This window comes from Streptomyces sp. NPDC048417 (assembly GCF_040651615.1).
Lineage (GTDB): Bacteria > Actinomycetota > Actinomycetes > Streptomycetales > Streptomycetaceae > Streptomyces.
On the sequence record NZ_JBEZKI010000003.1, the window covers coordinates 124,574 to 145,675 of the forward strand.

At 72.8% G+C, this 21,102-nt stretch carries 18 protein-coding genes; 8 read left to right on the top strand and 10 right to left on the bottom strand.

Translation table 11 applies throughout. From position 1 onward, the window contains the following. Positions 1-214: 214 nt before the first annotated feature. The 3 genes from AB0D59_RS05520 (at position 215) to AB0D59_RS05530 (ending at position 4,148) form a co-directional block, all read left to right on the top strand. Positions 215-2,443, top strand: coding sequence for an acetate--CoA ligase family protein (locus AB0D59_RS05520; protein WP_362561124.1), 2,229 nt, complete (start codon positions 215-217; stop codon positions 2,441-2,443). Between the two features lie 7 nt (positions 2,444-2,450). After that, positions 2,451-3,287 (top strand): enoyl-CoA hydratase-related protein, encoded by an 837-nt coding sequence (locus tag AB0D59_RS05525; RefSeq protein ID WP_362561127.1) that lies wholly within the window; start codon positions 2,451-2,453, stop codon positions 3,285-3,287. Positions 3,288-3,518: 231 nt separating this feature from the next. Beyond that, on the top strand, positions 3,519-4,148 hold the full coding sequence (locus AB0D59_RS05530; RefSeq protein ID WP_362561699.1) for a flavin reductase family protein: 630 nt from the start codon (positions 3,519-3,521) through the stop codon (positions 4,146-4,148). A gap of 26 nt (positions 4,149-4,174) precedes the next feature. On the opposite strand, the gene AB0D59_RS05535 is transcribed toward AB0D59_RS05530, so the two are convergent. Next, positions 4,175-5,485 carry an MFS transporter gene (locus AB0D59_RS05535; protein ID WP_362561129.1) on the bottom strand — a complete coding sequence of 437 codons (1,311 nt, stop codon included), beginning with the start codon at positions 5,483-5,485 and terminating at the stop codon, positions 4,175-4,177. Positions 5,486-5,556: 71 nt separating this feature from the next. On the opposite strand from AB0D59_RS05535, the gene AB0D59_RS05540 reads away from it, so the two are divergent. Further along, entirely contained in the window at positions 5,557-6,585 is a 1,029-nt protein-coding gene (locus AB0D59_RS05540) for a helix-turn-helix domain-containing protein (RefSeq protein ID WP_362561132.1), read from the top strand. On the opposite strand, the gene AB0D59_RS05545 is transcribed toward AB0D59_RS05540, so the two are convergent. The 4 genes from AB0D59_RS05545 to AB0D59_RS05560 all read right to left on the bottom strand — a co-directional run bounded on the left by AB0D59_RS05545 (position 6,484) and on the right by AB0D59_RS05560 (position 11,401). Beyond that, positions 6,484-7,740, bottom strand: a complete 1,257-nt coding sequence (locus AB0D59_RS05545) for an MFS transporter (protein WP_362561134.1) — start codon at positions 7,738-7,740, stop codon at positions 6,484-6,486. The two genes, AB0D59_RS05540 and AB0D59_RS05545, sit on opposite strands and share 102 nt — an antisense overlap. Before the next feature lie 78 nt (positions 7,741-7,818). Further along, entirely contained in the window at positions 7,819-8,868 is a 1,050-nt protein-coding gene (locus AB0D59_RS05550) for a Zn-dependent alcohol dehydrogenase (protein WP_362561701.1), read from the bottom strand. Further along, on the bottom strand, positions 8,868-10,022 hold the full coding sequence (locus AB0D59_RS05555; protein ID WP_362561136.1) for an acyl-CoA dehydrogenase family protein: 1,155 nt from the start codon (positions 10,020-10,022) through the stop codon (positions 8,868-8,870). The genes AB0D59_RS05550 and AB0D59_RS05555 overlap by 1 nt, the downstream gene beginning before the upstream one ends. Positions 10,023-10,486: 464 nt before the next feature. Continuing rightward, positions 10,487-11,401 carry an SDR family NAD(P)-dependent oxidoreductase gene (locus AB0D59_RS05560; protein ID WP_362561139.1) on the bottom strand — a complete coding sequence of 305 codons (915 nt, stop codon included), beginning with the start codon at positions 11,399-11,401 and terminating at the stop codon, positions 10,487-10,489. An 86-nt stretch (positions 11,402-11,487) separates the two neighbouring features. Here AB0D59_RS05560 and AB0D59_RS05565 point away from each other — a divergent pair, with 86 nt between their 5' ends. Further along, the gene (locus AB0D59_RS05565) at positions 11,488-12,423 is read left to right on the top strand and encodes a cyclase family protein (RefSeq protein ID WP_362561141.1); all 936 of its coding nucleotides are present in this window, start codon (positions 11,488-11,490) and stop codon (positions 12,421-12,423) included. A 342-nt stretch (positions 12,424-12,765) separates the two neighbouring features. On the opposite strand, the gene AB0D59_RS05570 is transcribed toward AB0D59_RS05565, so the two are convergent. From AB0D59_RS05570 to AB0D59_RS05580, 3 genes are all read right to left on the bottom strand, one after another. Beyond that, the gene (locus AB0D59_RS05570) at positions 12,766-13,242 is read right to left on the bottom strand and encodes an ATP-binding protein (protein ID WP_362561704.1); all 477 of its coding nucleotides are present in this window, start codon (positions 13,240-13,242) and stop codon (positions 12,766-12,768) included. 553 nt (positions 13,243-13,795) lie between these two features. Continuing rightward, positions 13,796-14,671 (bottom strand): acyl-CoA dehydrogenase, encoded by an 876-nt coding sequence (locus tag AB0D59_RS05575; protein ID WP_362561143.1) that lies wholly within the window; start codon positions 14,669-14,671, stop codon positions 13,796-13,798. Positions 14,672-14,677: 6 nt separating this feature from the next. Then, positions 14,678-15,808, bottom strand: a complete 1,131-nt coding sequence (locus AB0D59_RS05580; protein ID WP_362561145.1) for an acyl-CoA dehydrogenase family protein — start codon at positions 15,806-15,808, stop codon at positions 14,678-14,680. Between the two features lie 125 nt (positions 15,809-15,933). On the opposite strand from AB0D59_RS05580, the gene AB0D59_RS05585 reads away from it, so the two are divergent. After that, positions 15,934-17,637, top strand: a complete 1,704-nt coding sequence (locus AB0D59_RS05585; protein WP_362561147.1) for an AMP-binding protein — start codon at positions 15,934-15,936, stop codon at positions 17,635-17,637. On the opposite strand, the gene AB0D59_RS05590 is transcribed toward AB0D59_RS05585, so the two are convergent. Then, the gene (locus AB0D59_RS05590; RefSeq protein WP_362561149.1) at positions 17,621-18,133 is read right to left on the bottom strand and encodes an EF-hand domain-containing protein; all 513 of its coding nucleotides are present in this window, start codon (positions 18,131-18,133) and stop codon (positions 17,621-17,623) included. The two genes, AB0D59_RS05585 and AB0D59_RS05590, sit on opposite strands and share 17 nt — an antisense overlap. Positions 18,134-18,334: 201 nt before the next feature. After that, complete coding sequence (locus AB0D59_RS05595; RefSeq protein ID WP_362561152.1) at positions 18,335-18,709, bottom strand: STAS domain-containing protein; 375 nt, start codon at positions 18,707-18,709, stop codon at positions 18,335-18,337. A 393-nt stretch (positions 18,710-19,102) separates the two neighbouring features. On the opposite strand from AB0D59_RS05595, the gene AB0D59_RS05600 reads away from it, so the two are divergent. Next, positions 19,103-19,681, top strand: coding sequence for a sigma-70 family RNA polymerase sigma factor (locus tag AB0D59_RS05600; protein ID WP_351737242.1), 579 nt, complete (start codon positions 19,103-19,105; stop codon positions 19,679-19,681). Between the two features lie 59 nt (positions 19,682-19,740). Further along, positions 19,741-20,964, top strand: a complete 1,224-nt coding sequence (locus AB0D59_RS05605; protein WP_362561707.1) for a maleylpyruvate isomerase N-terminal domain-containing protein — start codon at positions 19,741-19,743, stop codon at positions 20,962-20,964. The last annotated feature ends 138 nt before the right edge of the window (positions 20,965-21,102 follow it).

A 21,102-nucleotide genomic window follows, 5' to 3' on the forward strand; every position in this document is an offset into this window, starting at 1 on the left:
CTAGGGTCGCGGATCCGTGGGGCGGGGCGGTGCTGTGCGGCCGGGCGAGCGGGTGCCGCAGGACGTGCCGGGCACCCCCGCCGGCGGTGACGGGAGAGGCCAGGAGCGCTTTCGGTCTCAACTTTGCGTGCAGACCAGTTCCTGACGCAGCGTCAGTTCAGTAATCTGACACAGCGTCAGTTAATTGGGCTGTCACACAGGAGCGGGCGGAACGATGCTTGGATCAACCCACGGCACCCTCACCACCGACTCCCGCCGGGCCCGGGTCATCGCCTGCGGTGAGCAGCGACCCGGGCCCGCCGTCCACGGCCGGACGGCCGACGCGGACGAGCAGGACGTCAGCGGACGGCCGCTGTACGCGGACGTACCGGATCTGGACAGGTTCTTCCGGCCCGAGTCCGTCGCCGTGATCGGCGCCTCGGACGCCGAGGGGCGGCCCAACACCGGTATCACCCGGCAGATCCTCGACTGGGCCGAGCGGGTCGGGGCCCGGGTGCACCCGGTGCATCCGGGCCGGCCGTCGGTCTTCGGCATCGCCTGCGCTCCTTCCGTCGCCGACCTGCCCGAGCAGGTCGACCTCGCCGTACTCCTGGTCGCCGACCCCCTTCCGGTGCTCGAGGAACTGGCCGAGGCCAAGGTGCGGTTCGCCGTCGCCTTCGCCTCCGGGTTCGCCGAGACCGGCGAGGAGGGGGCCGCGGCCCAGGTCCGGCTCGCGGCCGCCGTACGCCGCTCCGGGCTGCGGCTGCTCGGCCCGAACACCAACCTGAACGCCTTCGAGCGCTTCCGGGACGACCTGGACGGACCGGCGATCGCGCTGATCACCCAGTCGGGTCACCAGGGGCGGCCCGTGTTCGCCGCCCAGGAACTCGGCATCCGCCTCTCGCACTGGGCGCCCACCGGCAACGAGGCCGACCTGGAGACCGCCGACTTCATCTCCTACTTCGCCGAGCGCCCTGAGGTCGGCGCCATCGCCTGCTATGTCGAGGGCCTCAAGGACGGCCGCGCCTTCCTGCTGGCCGCCGACCGCGCGGCCCGCCGCCAGGTGCCGGTGGTCGCCGTGAAGGTCGGCCGCACCGAGGCCGGCGCCCGCACCGCCGCCTCCCACACCGGCAAGCTGACCGGCGCGGACGACGTGATCGACGCGGCGCTGCGCCAGTACGGGGTGATCCGTGTCGACGGCCTCGACGAACTCCAGGACACCGCCGCCCTGCTGGCCCGGGCCCGGCCGCCGCGCGCCGACGGGGTGGTCGTCTGTTCGATCTCGGGCGGCACGGGTGCGCACGTCGCCGACCTGGCGTCCGGCCTGGGGCTGAAGCTGCCGGTGCTGTCCGAGGCACGGCAGGCCGAGCTGCACCAGTGGATACCGGAGTATCTGAGCGTGGCCAACCCGGTCGACAACGGCGGTCATCCGGTGGGCGACTGGCGCGGCCGGAAGATCATCGACGCGATCCTCGCCGACCCCGAGGTCGGGGTGCTGATCTGCCCGATCACCGGCCCCTTCCCGCCGCTCAGCGACCGGCTCGTGCGGGATCTGGTCGACGCGGCCGAGGCGACCGACAAGCTGGTGTGCGTGGTGTGGGGTTCGCCGGTGGGCACCGAACCCGCCTACCGCGAGGTCCTGCTGGGCTCCTCCCGGGTGGCCACCTTCCGCACGGTCGGCAACTGCCTCACCGCCGTCCGCGCCTACCTCGACCACCACCGCTTCGTCCGCGCCTACCACTCCCCCTTCGACGAGGCTCCGCGCACGCCCTCGCCCTCCTTCCGCAAGGCGCTCGCGCTGATGCGGCCGGGGCAGCAGCTGAGCGAGCACGCGGCGAAGCAGCTGCTGCGCGCGTACGGCATACGGGTGCCGCGCGAGCAGTTGGTGACCAGCGCGGCCGCCGCCGTGCGTGCGGCGGGCCTGGTCGGGTACCCGGTGGTGATGAAGGCGTCCGGCGCGCAGATCGCCCACAAGACCGAGCTGGGCCTGGTGAAGATCGGGCTGACCTCGGCCAGCCAGGTCCGGGACGCCTACCGGGAGCTGACCGACATCGCCCGCTACGAGGGCGTCACCCTCGACGGTGTGCTGGTCTGCCAGATGGTCGAGCGGGGCGTGGAGATGGTGGTCGGGGTCACGCACGACGCCCTGTTCGGCCCGACGGTGACCGTGGGGCTGGGCGGGGTCCTGGTCGAGGTCCTGCACGACGCCGCCGTACGCGTGCCGCCGTTCGGCGAGGAGCAGGCCCGGGGCATGCTCGCCGAACTGCGCGGGCGGGCCCTGCTGGACGGGGTCCGGGGGCGGCCGCCGGCCGACGTCGAAGCGCTCGTCGAGGTGGTCCTGCGCGTCCAGCGGATGGCCCTGGAACTCGGCGACCAGCTCGCCGAACTCGACATCAACCCCCTGATGGTGCTGCCCGAGGGGCAGGGCGCGGTGGCGCTCGACGCGCTGGCGGTGTGCCGCTGAGATGAACATGTCCCATTCCCCCCGTGAGCCCGCAAAGACCGAAGAGCCGGAAATTCCTGTTGAGTCATTGGTACTGCACGCCACTGACAACCAGGTCGCGCAGATCACCCTCAACCGCCCCGAGGCACTCAACGCCATCACCCCTGACCAGCGAGAACGCATCATCCACCTGCTTTCCGCGGCATCCGCGGACCCCGCGGTACGGGCCGTGGTGGTCACCGGAACCGGCCGGGGTTTCTGCGCGGGCGCCGACCTCCGCGGCGGCACCACGGCCGAACGCCTCCCCGGCGACGTGGCCCGCACCATCCGGCTCGGCGCCCAGCGTCTCGTCGCCGCCGTCCTCGACTGCGAGAAGCCGGTGATCGCGGCGGTCAACGGCACCGCCGCCGGCCTCGGCGCCCATCTCGCGTTCGCCTGCGACCTGGTCCTGGCCGCCGAATCCGCCCGTTTCATCGAGGTGTTCGTCCGCCGCGCCCTGGTCCCCGACGGCGGCGGCGCCTATCTCCTCCCCCGTCTGCTCGGCCCGCACCGCGCCAAGGAGCTGATGTTCTTCGGCGACGCCCTCTCCGCGCCGGAGGCCGAACGACTGGGCCTGGTCAACCGGGTCGTACCGGACGAGGAGTTGGCCAAGACGGCACGGGACTGGGCCGTCCGGCTCGCCACCGGCCCGACGCGCACCCTCGCCCTGACGAAGCAGCTGGTCAACGCGTCCCTGGACGGCGACCGGGCAGCCGCCTTCGCGGCCGAGTCCGCCGCCCAGGAGATCAACATGACGACGCGGGACGCCCAGGAGGGCCTGCGGGCCTTCGTGGAGCGCAGAAGCCCGGAGTTCCGGGGACGGTGAGGCCGGCCGCCGTACCGCCCGAAGAACGTCGGCAGCCCGGCCGCCGGCGCGGCCGCCGCGTTCGGATCACCGGCCGAACGGACCGGCCGCCGGTCACCGAACCGGTCACGAAGCCGTGCGCCGCGCAGGTCACGTGCCTCTCCCATCCATGGGCGCGGCGCAGGAAGCAGTCGTAAGGCATCCGGCACCGACCTTCCCATCTGACGTGCCGTCAGCTTCAATGAAGGGATGATGGGACACGCAGGGGCGGCCGCGGCCGCTGTCCGCTACCTCAGGTCGGCCCCCTCACCGGGGCCCGTGGAGGCGTTGCCGCGCCCGGAGTTGCGGTGTGTACGCGCGGACGAGCGGGCGCCGGTCGACCCGACGGAGTTCCGGCGGGTACTGGGGAACTTCGCGACCGGAGTGACCGTTGTCACCTCACCGGCCGCCGAAGGTGAACCGTCCCCCGCGGGTTTCGCCTGCCAGTCCTTCTCCTCCCTCTCCCTCGACCCGCCGCTGATCTGCTTCATGGTCGGCCGTACGTCGGCCACCTGGCCGCGTATCGCCCGCGCGGGCGTCTTCTGCGTCAACGTCCTCGGCGCGGGCCAGGGCGAGCTGTGCCGCGCCTTCGCGGTGAGCGGCGCGGACAAGTTCGCGGGCGTCGCGTACGACACCGCCCCGGTGTCCGGCGCACCCCGCCTGACCGGCGCCGCCGCCTGGATCGACTGCGCGATCCACGCCGTCCACACAGGGGGCGACCACCTGATCGTGGTGGGCCGGGTGAACGCGCTGGGCACGGCCGGCGATCCGGAGCAGGCGCCGCTGCTGTTCCACCGCGGACGGTTCACCGGGCTCGGAGCGGACGGCCAGAGGCCTCTCTAGACGGCCAGGGCGGGTACCACATCTCGCTAGACGGCCAGGGCGGGTACCTCGGCCGCCGGCCGGCGCCGGATCACCAGGGCCATCAGGGCCGCCGCCGCGCACAGGGCACCGGAGGCGTACCAGACCATGTCGTACGTGCCGAAGACGTCGCGGGCGACACCGCCGAGGTAGGCGACGAGGGCCGCGCCGATCTGGTGGGAGGCGAGGACCCAGCCGAAGACGATGGCGCTGTCCTCGCCGTAGTGCTCCCGGCACAGGGCCAGGGTGGGCGGGACGGTGGCGACCCAGTCGAGGCCGTAGAAGACGATGAAGAAGATCATCGGCGGGTGGATGGCGGGGCCCAGCAGCATCGGCAGGAAGAGGAGGGAGAGGCCGCGCAGGGCGTAGTAGACGGTGAGCAGCCGGCGGGGTTCGAAGCGGTCGGTGAACCAGCCGGAGGCGATCGTGCCGACGACGTCGAAGACGCCGATGACCGCGAGCAGCGAGGCCGCCGTGGTGACCGGCAGGCCGTGGTCGTGGGCGGCGGGCACGAAGTGGGTCTGGACCAGGCCGTTGGTGGAGGCGCCGCAGATCGCGAAGGTGCCGGCGAGCAGCCAGAAGGGCCCGGTGCGGACGGCGGAGAGCAGCACCCCGACCGTCCGGCGCGCGGCTCCGGTGACCGGCGCCGGCTTCGGTACGAAGTCCGCCGCGCCGTACGGCTTCAGGCCCACGTCGGCCGGGTGGTCGCGCAGCAGCAGCCAGACGAAGGGGACGACCGCGAGGGCGGCGAGGGCGACGGTGACGGCGGCCGGGCGCCAGTCGTACCGCTCGACCATCCAGGACAGCAGCGGCAGGAAGATCAGCTGGCCGGAGGCCGAGCCGGCGGTGAGGATGCCGCTGACCAGGCCGCGCCGCGTGCTGAACCAGCGGTTGGTGACCGTGGCGGCGAAGGCGAGGGCCATCGAGCCGGAGCCGAGGCCGACCAGCAGGCCCCAGCACAGCACCAGTTGCCAGGCCGCCGTCATCCACACGGTCAGGCCCGAGCCGACCGCGATCACGGTCAGGGCCACGGCCACCACCCGGCGGATGCCGAAACGATCCATCAGCGCGGCCGCGAACGGCGCGGTGAGCCCGTACAGCGCGAGGTTGACGGAGACGGCCGCGCCGATCGTGCCGCGCGACCAGCCGAACTCCTGGTGCAGGGGGTCGATGAGCAGGCCGGGCAAGGAGCGGAAGGCCGCCGCGCCGACGATCGTGACGAAGGTGACGGCGGCGACGAACCAGGCACGGTGGATGCGCGGGGAGCGGGTCGGCCTCGAGTCCTCGACGACGGGTGCGGCTTCGCTTGTCTGGGTCACGCCATAAAGCTTCGGCCGAGCGGACCGCTCCATCGAGTGGCCCGAAGGACAGTATTCGCTAGGATCGGGCCATGAGCAGTGACCCCGGCTTCCGCCCGCACCGCGTCGTCGTCCTCGCCCTCGACGGTCTGCTCCCCTTCGAACTGGGCATCCCGCACCGCATCTTCGGCCGGCCCAGGGACGCGCGGGGACGGTACCTGTACGAGGTGGTGACCTGCTCGGTCCGGCCGCCGGGAGCGGTCGAGACCGACGCCGACTTCGCGGTCCACGTGCCGCACGGCCCGGAGGCGCTGGCCACCGCCGACACGGTGGTCATCCCGGCGTCGTACGAGCTGGGCCCGGTCTTCGAGCAGGGCGTCCTCACCCCCGAACTGGCCGCCGCCCTCGCCCGCATCCGCCCCGGCACCCGCCTCGCCTCCATCTGCACCGGCGTCTACGTGCTGGCCGCCGCCGGTTACCTGGACGGCCGCCGCGCGACCACGCACTGGGCCGAAGCGGACCATCTCCAGCGGCTGTTCCCGCAGGTCAAGGTGGACGCGGACGTCCTGTTCATCGACGACGGGGACGTGCTGACCTCCGCCGGGGTGGCCGCCGGCATCGACCTGTGCCTGCACATGGTCCGCCGCGACCACGGTACGGCCGTCGCCAACGAGGTGGCCCGCCGTACGGTCGTACCCCCGCACCGGGACGGCGGCCAGGCCCAGTACATCCACCGGCCGGTCCCCGACCCGCAGGTCGCCGGCACCACGACTGCCCGCGCCTGGGCCCTCGCCCGCCTGCACGAGCCCATCCAGCTGCGGGACATGGCCGAGCAGGAGGCCATGTCGGTACGGACCTTCACGCGCCGCTTCCGCGAGGAGACCGGCATCAGCCCCGGCCAGTGGCTCACCCAGCAGCGCGTCGAACGCGCCCGTCACCTCCTGGAGTCCACCGAGCTCTCGATGGACCAGGTGGCCCGGGACGCCGGCTTCGGCACGGCCCAGTCGATGCGGCAGCACCTACAGACAGCGCTCGGCGTCACCCCGACCGCCTACCGCCGGACCTTCCGGACCGGCACCGGCGAAGCCCGTCGCCGCGACATCGCCGACAGCCTCCGCTGACCTCCCGGCCCGCCGTTTCTCGCCCCACCAGCCGATCCCGCTGAGCGCCAGGGTCACGCCCACTCCGGCCAGGACGGCCGTGGACGGCGCCACCACCCGCAGCAGGCCACCGGCGAGGGAGCCGGTCGCCGCGTAACCGGCGCCCGCGGCCGCGTACATGACGGAGTAGCCGGCGGCGTGGGCGCGCGGCGGGAGTGCCTCGCGCAGCGACAGGTTGCGGGTGAGCATCGCGGCCGACTGGAGGATGCCTGCGACGACGAGCGCGGACGCGATCCCCGCCGTGCGCGGTATCAGCGCCGCGAGCGTCACACAGAACGCCATGCCGGTCGTCAGCACCAAGCTGTGGGTACGCAGCCGCCCCGGCCAGCCGCGCAGGCCGTGCAGGAACGCGCCGAGCCCGCCGCCCACCGCCATCCCGGTCAGCAACGGCCCCGACCAGCCGACCCCGATCCCGCGCTGTTCCAGCAGGGCGGGCAGCACGAGTTCGGACAGCCCGAGCAGGGTCAGGCCGGCCGCGCCCGTGACGTACACCGGCCAGGCACCGGCCAGGACCCGCGCCAGGGGTACGTCCGACCGCTCGTCCGCGCCCCAGGCCGCCGGCAGGAGCCACAGTGCGGCCACTGAGGAGGCCATGAGAACGGCCGCGAGCCGCAACGGGGCGCCGGGGGCGACACCGAGGGCCAGGCCGGCCACCGCGGCCGGGGAGACCGCCCACACAGCGGCCGTCACCATCGACTCGACGGACAGTGCCTGCGCCGCCGAGCGCTCCGGGACGAGGTGGGTGAGCAGGGTGCGCAGGCCTCCGGTGGCGGCGGCCGGTGCGGCACCGGCGACGAACGCGAGGACGGCGAGGACGGCCGGATGCGCGTCCGGGAACAGGCCGAGCCCGGCGAATCCGGCGGCGCCGGTGGCGAGGCCGGCGGCCAGGTGCGCGCGGGCCCGCCCGGGGCGCAGCCGCATCCCGAGCACGGGGGCGCCCACGATCTCGCCGATCACATAGGCCGCCGCGAGCAGCGCGCCCAGCGAGTAGCCGCCGGGGCGCTCACGCACCAGGAACACCAGGGCCAGCGGGGCCATGGCGACCGGCGTACGGGCACCCACGGCGGTACCGGCCCAGATCAGGACCTGCTTGGACGCGACGTCACGGTAAGGCATGGGACGACGGTAGAGGGGTGCGCCGACAACGCCGAGGGGGTTTTCCCGCCGCTGTGGACAACCCGCCCCACACGCTCCCTAGAACGTCAGCACTCCCCGTGCCACCCGCCCCGCCTCCGCGTCGGCGCGGGCCTTCTCGAAGTCCTCCGCCGGGTAGGTCTCGGTCACCAGCTCGTCGAGCATCAGGCGCCCTTGGCGGTACAGCTCGGCGTACAGGGCGATGTCCCGCTGGGGGCGGGAGGAGCCGTAGCGGCAGCCGAGGATGGACTTGTCGAGGAACATCGAGGCGACGACGAAGGACGCCTCCGCGGTGGCCGCGGGGGTGCCGAGGAGGACGGCCTGGCCGTGCCGGTCCAGGAGGTCGACGGCCTGCCGGACCAGTTCGACCCGGCCGACGCACTCGAACGCGTGGTCCACGCCGGTCGGCAGCAGGTCCTTGACGCCGTCCGTCGAGGTCAGGAAGTCGGTGGCGCCGAACTGCCGGGCCACCTCCTCCTTGGCCGGGTTGGCGTCCACGGCCACGATCCGCAGCGCTCCCGCGATCCGGGCGCCCTGGATGACGTTGAGCCCGATCCCGCCGGTGCCGATGACCAGCACGGTGTCGCCGCGGTCGACGCGGGCGCGGTTCAGTACGGCGCCCACCCCGGTCAGTACGCCGCAGCCGATGAGGGCGGCCGAGGTCAGCGGGATGTCCTTCGGAATCCGTACCGCCTGCACGGCCTTGACGACCGTCCGTTCCGCGAACGCCGAGTTGGACGCGAACTGGTAGACGGGCCGGCCGCCGCGCGTGAACGGCTTCTGCGGCCGCCCTATGGCCTTGCGGCACATGGTGGGCCGGCCACGGTCACAGTCGGCGCAGGCGCCGCAGTTGGCGAGGGTGGACAGCGCCACATGGTCCCCGGGCGCGACATGGCTGACGCCCACACCGACCGCCTCCACCACTCCGGCACCCTCATGGCCGAGCACCACAGGGACGGGGAAGGGTATGGTCCCGTCCACCACGGACAGATCGCTGTGGCACAGCCCGGCCGCCGCGACGGAGACCAGTACCTCCCCGGCCCCCGGTTCCCGGACATCCAGATCGTCGACGACCTGCACCTGTTTCCCGTCGAACACCACACCACGCATCACGACTCGACCCCCTTCGGTTCCCTCGGCAGACCGAGCACGCGCTCGGCGATGATCGTGCGCTGGACCTGGTCGGAGCCGCCGTAGATGGTGTCGGCCCGGGAGAACAGGAACAGGTGCTGGGCGGTGTCCAGTTCGTACGGGGCGGCGGCCGACCAGTCGGCCGGGCCGACGCTCGCGCCGGCGCCCCGCACCAGCACGGCGAGCTCCCCGAGCCGCTGGTGCCAGCCGGCCCACAGCAGCTTGGCCACGCTGGGCGCGCCCGGCTCGGCGGCCGAACTCCCCAGCGTGCGCAGGGCGTTCCAGCGCATGACCCGCAGCTCGGCCCACTGCCGCACGAGCCGCGCCCGTACGACGGGATCGTCGGCGGCGCCGGTCGCCACGGCGTCCCGCACCACCCGTCCCAGTTCCTCGGCGAACCCGATCTGCTGGGCGAGGGTCGACACCCCGCGCTCGAAGCCGAGCAGGCTCATGGCGACGCGCCAGCCGTTGCCCTCGCCGCCGACGACATGTTCCAGGCGCGCGTGCGCCCCGTCGAAGAAGACCTCGTTGAAGTCGCTGGTACCGGTCAGCTGGCGGATGGGTCGGACCTCTGTGCGGCCCGGCTGGTCCATGGGCACGAGCAGGAAGCTGAGTCCGTGGTGGCGCCGCGAGCCGGGTTCGGTCCGCGCGAGCACGAAACACCAGTCGGCCTCGTGCGCGAGCGAGGTCCAGATCTTCTGTCCGGTGATGCGGTAGCCGTCCGCCTCACGTACGGCCGCGGTCCGCACACCGGCGAGGTCCGAACCGGCGCCGGGCTCACTGTACCCCTGGCACCACAGCTCCTCGCCGGCGGCGACGGGCGGCAGGAAGCGCGCCTTCTGCGCGTCGCTGCCGTGGGCGATGAGCGTCGGGGCGAGCAGGTTCTCCCCGATGTGCCCGGAACGCGGGGGCGCGGCCGACCGGGCGTACTCCTCGGCCCAGACGACCTGCTGGGTGAGCGTGGCGGTCCGGTTCCCGTACCCGCCCTCCGGCCACCCGAGCCCGATCCACCCGGCGGCACCGAGAGCGCGCTCCCAACCACGCCGGTCCGCAGCGCCCTTGGCATGCGCATCGAGCCAGTCCCGGACCTCACGGCGAAACGCCTCGTCCTCCGGCGCGAAGCCGAACTCCACGGTGACCTCCAGAAAAACGTCGGGACTACGGCCGTACGAGATCCGCCGGACACCACCGTCTCGGCCGATCGCCGTCGCGGCGAAGAGAAGCCAGGTGCCGACAGGGTGTGCGGACCGCGGAAACGGGTGAGCTGAACGACGACCCAGCGGGCGGAACCCGTGAACACCGGTATGGACAGCCGACCCAGCAGGCGCGGAAACCGTGAACACCCGTGCGGACAGCCAACCCAGCGGGCGCGGAACCCGTGAACACCCGTGCGACAGCCAACCCAGCGGGCGTGGAACCCGTGAACACCGGTATGGACACCCAGCGGGCGCGGAACCCGTGGACACCCGTGCGGACAGCCGACCCAGCGGGCGGGGACCGTGAACGCCGGTGCGGACAGCCGGCCCAGGGGCGCGGGGAACTGCGCGAACAACCCGAACGACGCCGCACCCGCGCACGCACCGCACCCCCCTGCCCCCTAGGCGTTCGGCCGGCTTCCGGACCGCGCCGCCGTCTCCATCGCCGTCAGCCGTGCCAGCATCGGCATCGGATCCGCCCCCACGCTCCCCGGCAGCACCTCCGCGATGCGCTGAGGGGTCCAGGAGCCACCGTCGGCGTACGCGGCGCGCAGTTCCCTCGGCTGGGCCCAGACCGCGATCTTCGGGCCGGCCACCGTGTACACCTGCCCGGTGATCTCCGCGTCCCGCGCCGCGTCCGACAGCAGGTAGACCACGAACGCCGCGACGTCCTCCGGTTCGCCGATCTCCGTCAGTTCCGTCGGCACCCCGGCCGACATCCGGGTCCGGGCCACCGGCGCCACCGCGTTCGCGGTCACCCCGTACTTGTGCAGGCCCAGCGCGGCACTGCGCATCAGCGAGATGATCCCGCCTTTCGCCGCGCTGTAGTTGGCCTGCGAGACCGAGCCCTGGTGGTTGCCGCTGGTGAAGCCGATCAGCGTGCCGGCGCGCTGGGAACGCATCACCGCCGACGCCGCCCGGAACACCGTGAACGTGCCCTTGAGGTGGGTGGCGACCACCGGGTCCCACTCCTCCTCGGACATGTTGAACAGCATCCGCTCGCGCAGGATCCCGGCCACGCACACGACCCCGTCGAGGCGGCCGTACGACGACAGCGCCGTGTCCACGACCCGCTGCCCGCCCGCCATCGTGGAGATGTCGTCGGCCACCGCGACCGCGTCCCCGCCCGCCGCCTCGATCTCCTTGACGACGGCCTCGGCGACCTCGCTGGTGGGCGATCCGCCGTCGACCGAGACGCCGTAGTCGTTGACGACGACCTTCGCCCCTTCGGCCGCCGCTCCCAGCGCGACCGCCCGTCCGATCCCGCGCCCCGCACCCGTCACGGCGACGACCTTGCCTGCCAAGAAGTTCCCCACGCCCGGCCCCTTCCCGCGGTTTCTGACGGACCGTTAGATTTTATGGCGCGCCGGACGCGCGGACACAAGCCCCGGGGAGGAACCGGATGTCACTGCCTACAGCCCATTCGGCGTTTCACGACATCGCCAAGCGCGTCAACAACTGGGGGCGTTGGGGCGCCGACGACGAGATCGGCACGCTGAACCTGATCACCGACGAGGTGGTGCGGGAGGCGGCGGCGACCGTCCGGACCGGCCACCGCGTCCCGCTCGCCCTCCCGCTCCGGCAGGACGGCGTGCAGACCGGCATGATCCCGGGACGGGTCAACCCCCTGCACTCCATGGTGCAGATCAACCAGGAACTCTTCGGCCCCGGGACGGTGGCGTGCAGCGACGACGCCGTGACCATGGGGCTGCAGGCCGGCACCCACTGGGACGCGCTCACCCATGTCTCGCACTCGGGAAAGCTCTACAACGGCCGCCCGGCGGGGACCGTCACCGCGCACGGCGGTGCCGAGTTCGGCGGGATCGACAAGGCGCGGCACATCGTCTCGCGCGGGGTGCTGCTGGACGTGGCACGCGCGCGTGGCGTGGCGCGACTGGCGGGCGGCCATGCGGTCACGCCCGAGGATCTCGACGCGGCGGAGGAACTGGCCGGGACCACGGTCCGCGCCGGTGACATCGTGCTGGTGCGGACCGGGCAGGTGCAGGTGTATCTCGCCGGGGACAAACACGGGTACGGCTATCCGTCGCCGGGGCTGTCGGTGCGCACCCCGGAGTGGTTCCACGCGCGCGATGTAGCCGCCGTCGCCAACGACACCCTCACGTTCGAGATCTTCCCGCCCGAGATCGAGGACCTGTGGCTGCCCGTGCACGCCCTGGACCTGGTGGAGATGGGGATGCTCCAGGGCCAGAACTGGAATCTCGAAGAGTTGTCCACAGCCTGTGGAGAAACCGGGCGGTACGCGTTCTGGCTGTCGGCGATGCCGGAGCCGTTCGTCGGGGCGACGGGCACCCCGGTCGCCCCTGTGGCGGTGCTCTGAGGTCCGCGCGCGGCCGTTCTCCGAGGTCCGCGCGCCGTCGCCGCTCGAGGTCGGTGTCACGCCGAGACCGGCGTGACACCGCCCCTCCCCCATTCCCCCTGCACCCGGACGGCTGCGCGCACCGGCCCGCCCCGAGCCCGGTCCCGCGCGCCTCCGTCCGGCTCGACCCACGCTCGACGAGGGCGTCCCGCCCCTCGCCGTCCCCTCGCGGCGAATCGCAGACCTCAAGCGTGAGCACACGGTCACAAGGCGTCAACACCCGTTCGGGGTTTTAGGACGTATGCCCCGGTTCATCATGGGCGCGCACGGATGCATTCCCCGGCGCATCACCGCACACCGGGATCACACCGCCTCGAACGCCAGCCCCTCGAACGAGGCCAGGCCGCCTCCGTACGCCACCGCCGCGCCCTGCCGGGGTTCCGAACACCGGTCGAGTTCGCACCAGATGCGCTTGCCGGCGCCTTCGGGGCTCCAGCCCCAGCGGTCGGCGAGCCCGTCGACGAGGGCGAGACCGCGGCCGCCGGTCGCGTCACTGTCGACACACCGCGGCACGGGCGCGCGGTCGCTGCTGTCGGCGACCTCCAGCCGCACGGTGGCCGACTCCTCGGCGCCGCCGCGGTCCGCGCCCGGCAGCGAGAGCCGCAGCACGGCCGGGCAGCCGGTGTGCACCACGGCGTTGGTGACCAGCTCGGAGACGAGCAGGATCAGCGTCTCGGCCAGCGGCTCGTCCGCCGCTATACCGGACCCGGCGAGGCGCGAGCGCGCCCACCTCCTGGCCCGTCCCACCTCCGCGGGGTCGGGCCGGATCTCCAGCTGCACTTGAAGCACCTGCACCGCTCACACCATCCGAACCGGCGGACACATGAACCCGCGCCGAACGAGCGCCACGACAAGGACCGCGACGACAAGGGCGACGAGGGCCACGATCGTAGCCATTTTCTGCATGGCCAGAACAACGGCCAGAGCAAGGGTCACGGAACGTGATTCCCTTACGAGACAGCATGGTTGACGTACAGTCACCCCAACAAGCGCTTCGGGCATATTCCAACGCGAAGGATTACGCGTACGGCATACTGTGCGACGCTCGCTGCGGGGAGTCGAACAGGCGGGGGCGCAAGCCCTTACCGCCCTGCGAGCGGCGGTACGCACCATGAGCCGCGGGGCCGCTTCGACGGCACCGCCGGCATGGCTCGTCCTCGGAACCACTCGCATCCCACAGAAGGTACCCGAGGGGACACCCGACTCCAGGCCGTGACGAGTCACGCGTTGGACACAACCCGATATCAACGCTCCGTGATCCCGATATGCCACGATCCGTGACACCACAGCCGCCCGGACTCTCGAATGCGCAGACCAGAGCAGTTTCGAACACTCACCCGAGCAACTCGGCGGCGAGTGTCTCCTCACTCTCCGTGTTCCCACCACCACGTTGAGCCCGCAGCCAGGCCCTTTTCATGTGCAGATGCACCTCCGCCTCCCAGGTGAAGCCCATCCCGCCGTGCACCTGGAGACAGTCCCGAGTGCCGCGCACGGCGGCCTCGTCGGCGAGCAGCCGGGCCGCCGCGATGTCCACCGGGTCGGCGGTCACGCTGGCCGCGTAGACGGCCGCACGCGCGGTCTCGGCGCGCACCAGCATCTCGGCGCACAGATGCTTGACCGCCTGGAACGCCCCGATGGGCTGCCCGAACTGTTCGCGGGCCCGCGCGTGTTGCACGGCGAGCTCGCACGCGCGCGTGGCGGTGCCGAGCTGCTCGGCGGCGGTCAGGAGTACGGCGACCGGGTCGGGTGCCGTACTCCTGACCGCCGCCGCCGGCACCCGGTGCAGGGGCGTCAACGGGTCCACGGAGCGCAGCGGTACGGCGCCCGACGCGTCCCCTCGTACGACATCGGCCTCGGCCAGCCATTCCACCAGGCCGCCGTCCACGCGGGCCACCACAGCCTCCCCGGTGGCCGCGCCGGGGACGTCGGCCGCCGCGAGATGGGTGGCCGCCAGCGGACCGGTCAGCAGGGCCCGGCCCGCCTCCTCGAAGACCAACACCGCCTCAGGCAGCCCGAGTCCGACCCCGCCGTCCGCCTCCGGCAGCCGCAGCGCGAAGAACCCGGCCGCCCCCAGCTCCCGCCACAGGCCCCGGTCCAGGCCGGGCGCGCCGACCGCCGCCCGCAGCGCCACGCCGTCGAACCGGCGTGCGAGCAGCTCCCGCATCCCGTCCCGCAACGCCTTCTGGTCGCCGCTGAGTTGAAAGCGCACGCCCGCTCACCGCCCCTTCGGCAGTCCGAGGATCCGCTCGGCCACGATGTTCCGCTGGATCTGCGAGGTCCCGGCCGCGATGGTGTACGAGAGGGAGGAGAGCCGGTCGAGGACCCACGGCCGGTCCAGGTCGAGGGCGTCCGGGCCGAGCACGGCGGCGGCCGCGTCGTACAGCTCCTGCCGTGCGTGCGAGTAGCGCAGTTTGAAGACCGAGCCGCCGACGCCGGGCACGCCCCGGCCCTCCGCCTCGCTGACGTTCCACTGGGTGAGCCGCCACAGCGCCCGGAACTCGGCGTTCAGCCGGCCGAGGCGGCGGCGCAGCACCGGGTCGTCCCAGGTGCCGTTCGCATGCGCCACGCGCGCGAGGTCGCCGAGCACCCGGCGGCAGGCGACGACCTCGCCGACGAAGGCGGTGCCGCGTTCGAAGGAGAGGGTCACCATGGTGACGCGCCAGCCGTCGTTCTCGGCGCCCACCCGGTTGGCCACGGGCACCCGCACCTCGTCGAGGAACACCTCGGCGAACTCGGCCGACCCGGCGAGCGTGCGCAGCGGCCGTACGGTGATGCCCGGCGCGGCCATGGGCATGGCCAGCCAGCTGATGCCGCGGTGCCTGGGCGCCTCCGGGTCCGTGCGCACCAGCAGCTCGCACCAGTCGGCGACCTCCGCGTGCGAGGTCCAGATCTTGGATCCGCTCACCACGTAGTCGTCCCCGTCGCGCCACGCGCGCGTGCGCAGCGCCGCCAGGTCGGAGCCGGCGCCCGGTTCGCTGAAGCCCTGGCACCACACCTCGTCGCCACGCAGGATCGGCGCCAGCCAGCGCGCCCGCTGCTCCTCGGTGCCCTCGGCGGCGATGGTGGGGCCCGCGTGCAGCAGGCCCACGAAGTTGGCGCCGACATAGGGCGCGCCGGCCCGCTCGGTCTCCTCGAGGAAGATCAGCCGCATGGTGGGGGACGCGTCCCAGTGGACGTCGGCGTACCCGGCGTCGTACAGCGTCCGCTGCCAGCCGAGGTCGTAGGCGCGGCGGCCCGGCCAGTCCTCGGGTCGCGGCTTCGGCGGCAGGCCGGGGAGCACCTTGGCGAGCCATTCCCGCAGCCGCGCCCGGAAGTCCTCCTCCTCGGGTGTGTACGACAGATCCACCGGCAGACACCCCCAAGGAGCTGATGGTTCGTCAGATCTCGCAGGCTAGCCCCGCACCCCTGGACCGACAAGGTGCCAGCACCTACGATCTGACGACTCGTCAGTTCCGCTGGCAGGGGGACTCCATGAACGCCACCGCACACGAACTGAGCGCCTCCCGCACGCTCTGGGACCTGGTCGTCAGCCGCGCCGAACTCACCCCCGGCCGACCGGTGTTCCTCCAGGGCGACCGCACGCTGTCCTTCGGCGCCCTGCGCGCGCGTGCCGAACGCGCGGCGGCCGGGCTGTACGGCATGGGCGTGCGCCCCGGCACGGTCGTCGCCTGGCAGCTGCCCACCCGCGTCGAGACGGCCGTGCTGTCCTTCGCGCTGGCCCGCCTGGGTGCCGTGCAGAGCCCCGTCATCCCCTTCTACCGGGACCGCGAGGTCGGCTTCGCCCTGCGCGAGTCCCGGGCCGAGTTCTTCGCCGTACCGGGCGTGTGGCGCGGCTTCGACCACACGGAGATGGCCCGGCGGCTGGGCGCGAAGGGGATCTTCGAGGCGTACGACGAACTGCCCGACGGCGATCCGTCCGTGCTGCCCGCCCCGCCCGCCGAGGGCACCTCCGTCCGGTGGATCTACTGGACCTCGGGAACCACCTCGGACCCCAAGGGCGTTCTCCACACGGACCGTTCACTGATCGCGGGCGGTTCGTGCCTGGCGCACGCGCTGCGGCTCACGGCAGCCGACGTGGGCTCGATGGCGTTCCCGTACGCGCACATCGCGGGCCCCGACTACACGGTGATGCTGCTGTTGTACGGCTTCCCGGCGGTCATGTTCGAGCAGTTCGCGCTGCCGGACGCGCTGCCGGAGTACCGCAGGCACGGCGTGACGGTGGCGGGCGGGTCGACGGCGTTCTACTCGATGTTCCTGGCGGAGCAGCGCAGGCAGCCGGGGGTTCCGGTGATTCCCTCACTGCGGCTGCTGGCCGGCGGCGGGGCGCCCAAGCCGCCGGAGGTGTACCACGCGGTGGTGCGCGAGATGGGGGTGCAGCTGACACACGGGTACGGCATGACCGAGGTGCCGATGATCACGATGGGGGCGCCGGACGACACGGCGGAGAACCTGGCGACGACCGAGGGGAAGCCGCCGGAGGGGATGGAGATACGGATCGCCGCGGGCGGCGAGATCCGGTTGCGCGGGGAGGCGGTGTGCCAGGGGTATCTGGATCCGGCACAGACCGCCGAGGCCTTCGACGAGGAGGGGTTCCTGCGCACCGGCGACCTGGGGCAGATGACCGAGAGCGGCCACCTCGTCCTCACCGGCCGCCTCAAGGACGTGATCATCCGCAAGGGCGAGAACATCTCGGCGAAGGAGATCGAGGATCTGCTCGCCGCGCATCCGGCGGTCGGCGACGCGGCGGTGGTGGGGCTGCCGGACGCAGAGCGCGGGGAGCTGGTGTGCGCGGTGCTCGAACAGCCGCCGGGAGCGGCCGCGTTGACGCTCCCGGAGGTGGTGGCGTACCTGCGCGCGGAAGGGCTGTCGGTGCACAAGCTGCCGGAGCGGCTGGAGGTGGTGGACGCCCTCCCACGCAACGAGACCCTGCGCAAGGTACTCAAGTACAAGCTGCGCGACCGCTTCTCGACGACGTCGACACCGGGGGCCGCGAAGGCTCACGCGCCGGAAAGCCCGGGGACCGCCGCGTCGGAAAGCCCGGGAGGGGCCGCGCCGGAAAGCCCGGGAACCCCCGCATCGGGAAGCCCAGGAGGGTCCACATCGGGAAGCCCGGGAGGGGCCGCACCAGGAAGCCCAGGAGGGGCCGCGCCGGGGAGTACTACTCCGGGATCGTGAAGTAGCGGGCGAACGCCGGGACGATCTCCGCCTCCGCGACCTTCCCGTCGCCGTCGATGTCGAGGCCGGCCGCGACCGCCTGTGCGACCCCCGGCGGGACCCCGAGGACGCGCAGCACGCGCACGGTGTCGGTGACGGTCGCCGTGCCGTCGCCCGCGGTGTCCGCGAGGGCGAGGGCCGCGTGCAGGAAGGGGCGGGCGATCTCGCCGAACCGGTCGGGATTGTCGTGCAGCCGCTTGACCGCGCCGCTCACGAACTCCTCGCGGGTGATGCGCTGGTCGCCGTCGCGGTCCGCCATGCCGGCCATGCCCTGCCAGAAGGCCTCCGCGCCGGCGTACAGGGCCTGGCCCTGGTCGGAACGGGCAGGGAGGCCGAACTCGGCGAGCAGTGCCTTGGCCGCCGAGTTGAAGTCCTCGCGGTCGATCCAGCCGTTGCCGTCCTGGTCGAAGGTTGCGAACCGGGCGGCGATCCGTCGCTCGTACTCGGTGCTGACCATGTGTGTTCGGGCCGCCTTACGTGACGTGGGGGTTCCTCTCGCAGGGAGCGTACGACGCGGGCGGCGGCCGGGGAGCGGGAAAACGACCCTTGTGCCAAGACCGGGGGAATTCTGCGACAACAATGTGGCACTGTCGTGATCGTCGGCTATAGGGGGCGCGTCGCGGCCGCCGTCCCACCGGCTTCGGAGGGTGCGAGCCCGCTACGCCGAGAGCGGGCCCTCCTCGTCGCTGACCGCGCTGTCCATGTCGGGGTACACGTCGAACAGCCGTCGTACGCCGAGGGCGCCGAGGACCCGGTTGACGTGAGAACCGTCACTCGCACCCTGGGCGGGCAGTATCAGCCGCAGCCGGCCCCGGCAGGAGCGGATCAGGCGGCGGGCCGCGATGAGGACGCCGACCCCGCTGGAGTCGCAGAAGAAGACGTCGGAGAGGTCGAGCACCAGGCTGTGATGGCCGTCGGCCACCGCGTCGTGCACCCGCTGGCGCAGCACCGGCGAGGTCACCAGGTCCAGTTCGCCCGACACCCCGAGCACAGCCCACTCGCCCTGTTCGACGTCGGTCACCTTGAAAGCCACGGCTCAGCCCTTCGCTTGCCGGATCGCCGGAACCGCCCGGAAACGGAGCCAGTTCCTTCGCTTCTTTTCGCGCGGCTGCCCAGCGGCCGTTCCCCGAAACCCCGGACGACAAACGAGCGACGATCGGCAGGGGTCTTGTTTCGGTCACTGTCGATCCTGTTCGATCAGAAACGGAAGGGTCGCCCGGGCACGACCGTGGCACCGGGGAAGCGCCCCCAAGGGCGCACTGACCAGCGCACGGAGAGGCGACGGAGGAGCATCGAAGGGCCTTTACCACTCGCGGTCCCTCAGGGGGCGCGCATTGCCACAAAGGGGCGTGCGTTGTCGGACGTGCCGACTACATTCGAGGAGACGGTGGAGACACGCTGGATACGGGCACGGGGAGGGGGCCGCATGGCGAAGAAGGACGTTCCGCCCCGCTGGGACCGCAAGATGCAGCAGCGGCTCGCGCGCGGCGAGGCCGCCGCCCTCGGCGAGCTCTACGACCGCTTCGCCTCGCTCGTGCACGGCCTCGCCCACCGCGTCCTCGGGGACGAGCGGGCCGCCGACTCCATAACCCGCGAGGTCTTCGCCCATGTCTGGGAGCATCCGGACGCCTACGACCCCAGGCAGGGCCCGCTGCGCTCCTGGGTCGCCGCGCTGACCCACCGGCTCGCCGTGCAGCGCCTCAGGGCCACCGAGACCGCCGCGCTCACCCCGGGCGACACCGGCGCGGAGGCCACGGAGGAGCTGGAGCGCAAGGTGCGGCGCGCCTCCGTCGCCGCCCGCGCGGACTACATCGTGCACTCCATGCCGACCCCGCTGCGCGCCGCCCTGGACCTCGCCTACTTCCAGCGCCGTGACTACCGCCAGACCGCGGTGGACCTGGGCGTCACCGAGGACGAGGCCCGCCGCCGGCTGCGCCTCGGCCTGCAACTGCTCTCCACCGCCCACGACGCCGGGAGACCGCCCGGGTACGGAGGTGCGGTGTGACCGGCGCCGACCCCTTCGACGCGCACGACGGCACGGGCTCCGGCGGCGGAGCCGGTGACGTGCCGCGCGACGGCAGCGGCGAGCCGGGCGGCCCGCCGCGCATCCCGCTGCCCCGGGCCTCCGTCGAGGACGGCGGGCAGCCGCTGCCCGAACTCGACGACCTGCCGCCGGTACCGCTGGAGTTGCCGCACGACGTCCTGAAGTCGCTGCTCGGCGCGTGGGCGTTGGCCGCCTGCTCGACCGCGGAGGCACTCACCGTCGAGGTCCACCTCGGCGACTGCGGGGCCTGCGCGGACGAGGCACGGCGGCTGCGCGAGGCGGTCGGCCTGCTGCACCAGCCGGAGAGCCTCGACCTCGACCCCGGCCTGCGCACCCGCGTCCTGGAGGCCTGCCTGGACCGTCGGCCGCCGCGCATCCCGATCCCCGAGTGGGCGGCCCCCTACGACGCCGAGACCGCCCGCCTGGACGCCCTGCTCCAGGACATCGGCGACGCGGAGTGGCACGCACCGGTACGGCTGCGCTGGTTCGACGGCGCGGCGCCGACGAGCCGCCGTACGACGGTCGCCGGGGTCATCGCGCACCTGCTGTCCGTCGACGGCCTGGTGGCGAGGGCGCTCGGCCTCGACGACCCCCTGGGGGAGACGCCCGCACAGGGCCCCGCCGCCCGCACCGAGGCCTTCTGGCAGGCCTCGTACTTCCCGCCGACCCGTGCGGTACGGGTTCCCTGGCGGGAGCAGAGCCACCGGCTCGTGCAGACCGTCTCCTTCACCGGCGGCGGCGCCGGGCGCCTCGGGGTCTCGTACGGCGACTTCGCGCTGCCGTTGCACGACGCGATGCTGGACCGCGCCTTCGAGTGCTGGGTGCACGCGGAGGACATCGCGGAGGCCGTGGACTACCCCTACGGGCCGCCGGCCCCGAGGTATCTGCACCGGATGATCGACCTCGCGGCACGGATGCTCCCCGCTGCGCTGGCGGCGCGCCGGCAGGCCGGGCTGGCGGCGCCCGGGCCGACCCCGCACCTGGTCCCCGCGGGACAGCCCGGCCGCAGCCTGCGGCTGGAGATCGAGGGCCACGGGGGCGGCGAGTGGCTGATCCCGCTGGACTCGCCGGGGGCGGTGGGCTCGGAGGAGTTCGAGGTGGCGCACGTGGCGCTGGACGACGTGGAGTTCTGCAGGTTGGCCGCGGGCCATGTACCGCCGGAGGATGCCGCGGCGGGGCAGTTGGGAGACAGGGTGGCGATCAGGGACGTCCTGTTCGCGGCGGCGAGCCTGAGCCGGATGTAGGGGTGGGTGCGGTCGTGTGGCGGCCGCGGGTGGTCCGTGGCTGATCGGGCAGTTCCCCCGCGCCCCTAAAAGCGGGGCGCAGCCCCGTCTTTTCCAGGGGCGCGGGGAACTGCGCGAACGGCCCCCACGCACCCGCAC